Origin of the sequence: Paramuribaculum intestinale, from assembly GCF_003024925.1 — a bacterium.
Lineage (GTDB): Bacteria > Bacteroidota > Bacteroidia > Bacteroidales > Muribaculaceae > Paramuribaculum > Paramuribaculum intestinale.
In genome coordinates, this window is sequence record NZ_PUED01000137.1 from 1 (window position 1) to 6865 (window position 6865).

Below are 6865 nucleotides of genomic sequence, written 5' to 3' on the forward strand. Positions count from 1 at the left end.
ATGGTATCAGGGCGAGTCCAATGCCAACAATATCGAAGTGCATGAGCGGCTGTTCCCCCTTGTGGTCAAGAGCTTCCGCAGGGCCTTCAATCAGCCCGAAATGCCGTTCCTGTTCGCGCAGCTCAGCTCGCTCAACAGGCCGTCGTGGCCAAAATTCCGCGACAGCCAGCGACGTCTGGCACAGACCGTGCCCGGCACGGCCATGGTGGTGACAAGCGACAAGGGCGACTCGCTCGACGTGCATCCTACCGACAAGCGTCCCGTCGGCGAGCGGTTTGCGCGTCAGGCGCTCCACCGGGTCTATTCGATGACCGGCATCGTGCCTGAAGGGCCTTCGCCTGTCAAGGCTGAGCTGTCAGCTCCGGGCGAAGTGACGCTTACGTTTGCCAACGGCCACGGCATGCACAGTTCGGACGGCGCGCCTCTGCGCACATTCGAGCTTGCACGCTACGACGGACGCTACACTCCGGCCACGGCCGAGATCGTATCAGACAATATCATAAAAATCACCTCTACCAATATGTCAGAATCACAACCGCGCTACGTGCGCTACGGTTGGCAGCCTTTCACGCGCGCCAATCTGGTCAATGCCGACAATCTGCCGGCCACAACGTTCAAGCTCCCCGTCAGTGAGGCTCCCACAAGCGAGCCGGGTATCGAAGCCGGAGTGTCGGCGGCTTTTGCCGGAATGGCTTCGGGTCGTATCATACGTGCAGGAGGCTGCAATTTCCCCTCCAATCCCATGGCTCCCGGAGCGCAGAAGAAGTTCTATTCGGGCATCTATGCGCTCACTCCCGGTGACAACGGTCAGGCCGAAGCCACTCTGATCGGTCACCTTCCCGAGCCGATGGCCTACGGAGCGTCGGCCACCACACCCGAAGGACTGGTGATCATAGGCGGCACATCGGCCTCCGAGCCCCTTCGTCAGGTGGCCATGATCACTGTCAGCGACGATGGTGAGGCTGTGGTGACTCCGCTCCCTTCGCTGCCTGAGGCTGTCGACAATATGGCGGCATGCTATGCCGGAGGATTCGTCTATGTGGCCGGCGGCAATGTCGGCGGCAAGCCCTCCAACGAGCTGCTGTGCCTCGACCTCGGAGATCTCTCCAAGGGATGGAAGGCGCTGGCATCGTTCCCCGGCAATCCCCGCGTGCAGCCCGTGCTGGCTGCGTCGACCGACGCCAAGGGACACCCCTGTCTGTATCTCTGGGGCGGATTCGCCGGCAAGGGCGACGGACGCGAAGCCACGCTCAACACCGACGGACTCTGCTATCAGCTCTCGGGCAAGGGCAAATGGAGTGCGGCTCCCGCTCCGGTCGACAGGGCCGGCGAGGAGGTGTCGCTCGGAGGAGGCATAGCCGTGACTCTCCCCGACGGACGCGTCGTCGCTATGGGCGGAGTGAACAAGAATGTGTTTCTCGAAGCGCTCCGCAATCAGGCTCCCGACTACCTGTCGCATCCCGTTGAATGGTATCGTTTCAACGGACGTGTGATGGTGTTTGATCCTGCGGCGCAGACATGGACAGTGGCTGCCGACGATGAGGCCACCGCACGCGCGGGCGCTGCAGCGGCCGTGACCCCCGACGCAGAAATACTGCTTATAGGCGGAGAGCTGAAGCCGCGTATCCGCACTACGGCCGTGTCGGCCATACGTCTCTGAGGCGGCAAGCGGCGGCTCTTTCGCGCCGCTGTGCCGCAACGATAATTCCAGAATATTTGCCGATCCGGCAGCCAATGCGCCTGAGAGCGCAGGCTGCCGGATCGGCTCCGTTTTTTTCAACCATCCGGGTGGCTGAGGCGTTTTTATATAAAACTATAATACTTCAGATTATGAAACTTCTAAGCCGCATACTCATATCCGCCTCCTCGCTTCTGGCGCTTGCATCGTGCGACGCCATGTGGGACACGTCGGTCGACGTTCCGCTGGGCTATGGCGGCTCTCTCGGCATCGGAGTGACGACTCCGGTCTACTCACCATGGTCGGGATATTGGCCGGGCGCCTACAACTGGAACTCCGGCTGGTGGCCGGGGCCGGCCTACGTGCCGGTCGTAAGGCCGCCGTTGCGTCCGGGTGCCGTGGTCAATCGTCCTGCCATGCGTCCGGGAGCGGGAGTCGCTCCTCCGTCGGGCAACTGGCGTCCGCCCGGCAATCCCGGTCAGGTGCGTCCGCCCGTGCAGAAGCCCGTGCAGCCACGGCAGCGCTAACCGTGGCGGCGGCGCAGCTCGCGCTCCAGATCGGCGACAGTAAATCCCATTTCCTCAAGCAGCACGAGTCCGTGATACACGAGGTCGGAGATCTCATACATGAACCGCGTGCGGTTGCCGTCGACGGCCTCTACTACGGTTTCCACCGCCTCTTCGCCCACCTTCTGGGCGATTTTTTTTACCCCCTTCACGAACAGGCGTGTGGTGTATGAGTCATCGGGCATCTGTCGGTGGCGATCGGCGATCAGGCGCGACAGGCTTCTGACAAACCCCTCGGAGTCATCGGTGTCGAAGCACGACGTCGTGCCGCGGTGGCATGTCGGTCCGGCGGGGCGCGCTTTGATGAGCAGAGTGTCGAAGTCGCAGTCGGGGAGCATTTCGTCGACCTCCAGAAAGTTGCCGCTGCTCTCTCCCTTGAGCCATAACGACCGGCGTGAGCGGGAGTAGAATGTGACGCGACGCCGCTCGCAGGTGAGGTCGAATGCCTCACGGTTCATGTAGCCGAGCATCAGCACGCGCAGTGTCGTGGCGTCCTGCACTATTACCGGCAGAAGTCCGTCGCCGGTCTTGTCGAGTCTGAAATCGTCAAAAGTCATAGTCGTGGGTTGGATAGTGATGTGTGTGGGGTGTATATGCGGTCTGTTGCTACGTCGGAGGACGGTCACATTCTCATTTCAAGCCCTCTTGAACGGAGCTGCCTCTTGAGCTCGGCTATGCTGATCTCGCCGTAATGGAATATCGAGGCGGCGAGAGCCGCGTCGGCCTTGCCGGCGGTCAGCACGTGGGCGATGTCGTCGGCGCTTCCTGCTCCGCCCGAGGCTATGACCGGTATGCGTAGCGTGTCGGCCAGGGTCGCGAACGTGTCGCACGGATACCCCTTGCGGGTGCCGTCGTGGTCCATTGAGGTGAACATTATCTCGCCCGCGCCGCGCTCTTCGGCTTCCTTGGCCCATTCGGTCAGCCGGCGGTCGGTCAGGCGCGATCCGCCATGGGTTGTCACGCGCCAGATGCCGTCATGCCGGCGGGCGTCGATCGCCACGACTACAAACTGCGACCCGTAGCGCGAGGCTATGTCGCTGATCAGCCGCGGGCAGCCCACGGCGGCACTGTTGACGGTGATCTTGTCGGCTCCGGCATCGAGCAGCCGGGAGGCGTCGTCGGCCGAGCGTATGCCGCCGCCGACGGTGAACGGTATGTTGATCCGGTCGGCTATGCGCTCCACGAGCGAAACAAACGTGGCGCGTCCTTCGCTCGAGGCGCTGATGTCGAGATACACCAGTTCGTCGGCGCCCTCCGAGGCATATCGCGCTCCTAATTCCACCGGATCGCCGACATCGGCCAGTCCTTCGAAGTTGATCCCTTTCACGGTGCGTCCCTCCTTGACGTCAAGACACGGTATGATTCTTTTTGCAGGCATGGTGTGTGAGGTGTTCAGCGGTCAGCCGCGTGTGGAGATATAATGTTCGATCTGTTTGAGCGTGATGTGACCCTCGTAGATGGCTTTGCCGACAATGACCCTTTTCAGACCGAGGTCATCGAGCCGCATTATGTCGTCCATCGACGATATGCCGCCGCTGACGGTGACGGTCACGTCGGGAAACATCTCCGACAGTCCGGTATAGAATTCCGTGGCCGGTCCTTTGAGCATTCCGTCGCTCGCTATGTCGGTGCAGATGGCTTGCGTCAGGCCGTCGGCTCTGAACCGGTCTATCAGGTCGGCGGCCGTAAGCGGGGAGTCGGCGAGCCAGCCGTCGGTGGCCACCCGGCCATCTCTGACATCGGCTCCGAGTATGATCCGCTGCGGGCCGAACGAGCGGAGCCATCCGGCAAACGTCGGCTGATCCTTCACCGCTATGCTGCCCCCTATGGCGTAGGTGGCGCCGGCGTCGAAGGCCGACCGCAGGGCACTGTCGCTTTTAAGGCCGCCTCCGAGCTCTATCTCGGCCACGCCGAGCGAGGCAATCGCTTCGACTGAACGAAGGTTGACAGGAGCGCCGGATTTGGCTCCGTCGAGATCCACTACGTGGATGCGGCCTACGCCGGCGTCGGCCATGCGCCGCGCTATCTCTTCCGGACGGCTGTCGTAGGTGGTCAGCCGGTTGTAGTCGCCTTGCGACAGACGGACGCATCGTCCGCCGATAATATCTATTGCGGGTATGATCTCTATCATGGTGGTGTCTTTATGTCAGAGTTCGAGAAAGTTGCGGATGATCTGTTGGCCGACGTCGCCGCTCTTCTCCGGATGAAACTGCGTGCCGGTGAAGTTTTCCCATTTAAGTGCGGCGCTGATAAGCATGTCGCCGTGGCGCGATGTGGCTATGGTGTCGGAGCATGTGTGGGCATAGTAGCTGTGGACGAAGTAGGCATAGGCTCCGCGGCCCACTCCCTCGAACAGACGCCCCTCGGTGTTCGAAAGGCGGCACCATCCCATGTCGGGCACTTTCACTCCGGGGCTTTCGGGCAGCCGCCTGACGCGGGTGTCGAAGAGTCCCAGGCACTCGGTGTCGCCCTCCTCGGAGTGGCGACACATCACCTGCATGCCCACGCAGATCCCCAGCACAGGGCGGTGCAGACTGCATATCACCTCGGTCAGCCCCCTCTCGCGCAGCCGTGCCATGGCTTCGCCGCAGTGACCCACTCCGGGCAGTATCACGCGGTCGGCGCTTCGTATGGTGTCGGGGTCGGAGGTCAGTATCCATTCGGCTCCGGCTCTTCTGAGGGCGTTCTCCACCGATCGGATATTGCCCATGTCGTAGTCTATGATAGCTATCATGGCTTGCGGGTTTGATGTGAATTGCTGATGACTGTGTCAGATGACGCCCTTGCTCGATGCTATGGTGTCGTTGAACGGATCGCGGCGTACGGCCGCTTTCAGTGCGCGGGCGAAGGCCTTGAATATGGCTTCGGCCAGATGATGGTTGTTTTCGCCGCGGGCCGATATGTGGAGATTGCAGCGCATGGCAGTGGCGAGGCTTTTGAAGAAGTGGCCGAACATCTCCGTGGGCGTGTCGCCGACATACTCGCGGGTGAATTCCACATCCCACTCCAGGTCGATGCGTCCTCCGAGATCAATAAGCACCATGGCGCGGCTCTCGTCCATCGGCAGCACGAATCCGTAGCGCTCTATGCCGCGCTTGTCGCCGAGGGCTTCGCGCATGGCATCGCCGAGAGCTATGGCCACATCCTCCATCGTGTGGTGTTCGTCCACATAGAGATCCCCTTTGCAGGTCAGTCTGACGCCTATTCCGGCATGGTGTGGTATCTGCCACAGCATGTGGTCGAGAAATTTCAGTCCGGTGTCGATGGCCGACTCGGTGCTCCGGTCGAGATTGACAGCGGCCTCGATGGAGGTTTCCGACGTTGTGCGGTCGGTGGATCCTTTGCGCTCGGGGCGCTTCGCGAGGGGAGCATCGCCGCGGCCTATGCGGGCGAATGCCTCGATGGTAAGGTCGTTTTCGGCCGGAGTGCCGACGGTGACGCGCAGGCATCCTTCGCATCCGGCCATCGACGAGCGGTTTCTCACCAGTATGCCGCTCTCGATCAGCCGGTGATAGACAGCGTCGGCGTCACTGACCTTGACGAGCAGAAAATTGGCGTCGGTGGGATATACCTTTTCGACACAGCCTGATTCGGACAGCGAGCGGCTCAGGCGCACGGCTTCGCGCCTTATCTCCTCCACATGACCCTGCAGGCCGTCGGCTATGCGGCTCATGACTTCGCGCTGCGTGGGGCCGTTGAGATTGTAGGGGTACTTTACCCGGCCATACAGCGCCGCGATCTCGGGACACGCAAAAGCCATGCCTGTGCGCAGTCCGGCCATGCCCCACGCCTTGCTGAATGTCTGTAGCACTATGAGATTCCTGTGACGCGCAAGGGCGGAGAGCATCGTCCCGCGGGTCGAGAAGTCTACGTAGGCCTCGTCCACCACCAGAATGCCGTCGAAGCGGTCGGCCAGCGCCTCAAGATCGTCGGTGTCGAAGGCGTTGCCTGTGGGATTGTTGGGCGAGCATATCCATATCAGCCTGGTGTTGGCGTCGGTGGCCGCAAGGAGCGAATCGGTGTCGAGCGTGAAATCGTCGGCAAGCATCACTTCGCGATACTTCACGTCGTTGATAGCTGCCGCCACGCGATACACTCCGTAGCTCGGCGAAATGGCTACGGCGTTGTCTATGCCCGGGCGGCAGAATATGCGGTAGGTCAGGTCGATGGCCTCGTCGCTTCCGGCGCCCCCCACGAATATGCACGCTTCGTCCACGCCCTTAAGCCGGGCTATGGCCTTTTTGAGTTCCTTCTGATGAGGATCGGGATAGCGGTTGACGCCGTTGGTGTAGGGCGATTCGTTGGCGTCGAGCCACACCGATATGTCGCCTCCGTCGAATTCGTCGCGTGCGGTGGCATACGGTTCGAGGGCGAGTATGTTGGGTCTTACGAGTCGGAGCGGATCAGTCATGAGCAGTGTGTTTGTCGGTAAGAGCATGTTTGAATTTCACTTCTATTCACTCAAAGAGGATTTTCGGAGAGATTTGCGTGAGTTGATGAGGGAGCGATGCGGGCATCGTGACCGATGAAACTTGACGCAAATCACCCGAAAAGACCTTTGAGGGGATGGAAAGAAGTCCATAAATATATCTTCGTGTTAAATTCAAACATACTCTAAGAG

General features: G+C 60.9%; 7 protein-coding genes and 1 pseudogene. 2 read left to right on the forward strand and 6 right to left on the reverse strand.

All coding sequences use genetic code 11. The features are described from left to right. Positions 1 to 1660, forward strand: a 1660-nt coding sequence (locus C5O24_RS09740; RefSeq protein ID WP_133165523.1) for a cyclically-permuted mutarotase family protein, incomplete at its 5' end; no start/stop codon positions are given. A gap of 170 nt (positions 1661 to 1830) precedes the next feature. Further along, positions 1831 to 2205 (forward strand): hypothetical protein, encoded by a 375-nt coding sequence (locus C5O24_RS09745; RefSeq protein ID WP_128701816.1) that lies wholly within the window; start codon positions 1831 to 1833, stop codon positions 2203 to 2205. Here C5O24_RS09745 and hisIE read toward each other — a convergent pair. The 6 genes and pseudogenes from hisIE to hisC form a co-directional block, all read right to left on the reverse strand. Next, the gene (gene hisIE / locus C5O24_RS09750; RefSeq protein ID WP_107035620.1) at positions 2202 to 2801 is read right to left on the reverse strand and encodes a bifunctional phosphoribosyl-AMP cyclohydrolase/phosphoribosyl-ATP diphosphatase HisIE; all 600 of its coding nucleotides are present in this window, start codon (positions 2799 to 2801) and stop codon (positions 2202 to 2204) included. The genes C5O24_RS09745 and hisIE overlap by 4 nt on opposite strands. A gap of 65 nt (positions 2802 to 2866) precedes the next feature. Continuing rightward, positions 2867 to 3622, reverse strand: a complete 756-nt coding sequence (hisF, locus tag C5O24_RS09755; RefSeq protein ID WP_107035619.1) for an imidazole glycerol phosphate synthase subunit HisF — start codon at positions 3620 to 3622, stop codon at positions 2867 to 2869. Positions 3623 to 3643: 21 nt separating this feature from the next. After that, positions 3644 to 4375: a 1-(5-phosphoribosyl)-5-[(5-phosphoribosylamino)methylideneamino]imidazole-4-carboxamide isomerase gene (gene hisA, locus C5O24_RS09760; protein WP_107035618.1), complete on the reverse strand. Its 732-nt coding sequence runs from the start codon at positions 4373 to 4375 to the stop codon at positions 3644 to 3646. A gap of 15 nt (positions 4376 to 4390) precedes the next feature. Next, positions 4391 to 4978: an imidazole glycerol phosphate synthase subunit HisH gene (hisH, locus tag C5O24_RS09765; protein WP_107035617.1), complete on the reverse strand. Its 588-nt coding sequence runs from the start codon at positions 4976 to 4978 to the stop codon at positions 4391 to 4393. 36 nt (positions 4979 to 5014) lie between these two features. Beyond that, positions 5015 to 5647 carry an imidazoleglycerol-phosphate dehydratase HisB gene (hisB, locus tag C5O24_RS14490; protein ID WP_240604960.1) on the reverse strand — a complete coding sequence of 211 codons (633 nt, stop codon included), beginning with the start codon at positions 5645 to 5647 and terminating at the stop codon, positions 5015 to 5017. Continuing rightward, a pseudogene (gene hisC, locus C5O24_RS14495) lies at positions 5639 to 6655 on the reverse strand (histidinol-phosphate transaminase); the annotation flags it as partial. The pseudogene hisC and the gene hisB, both read right to left, overlap by 9 nt. Between the last annotated feature and the right edge of the window lie 210 nt (positions 6656 to 6865).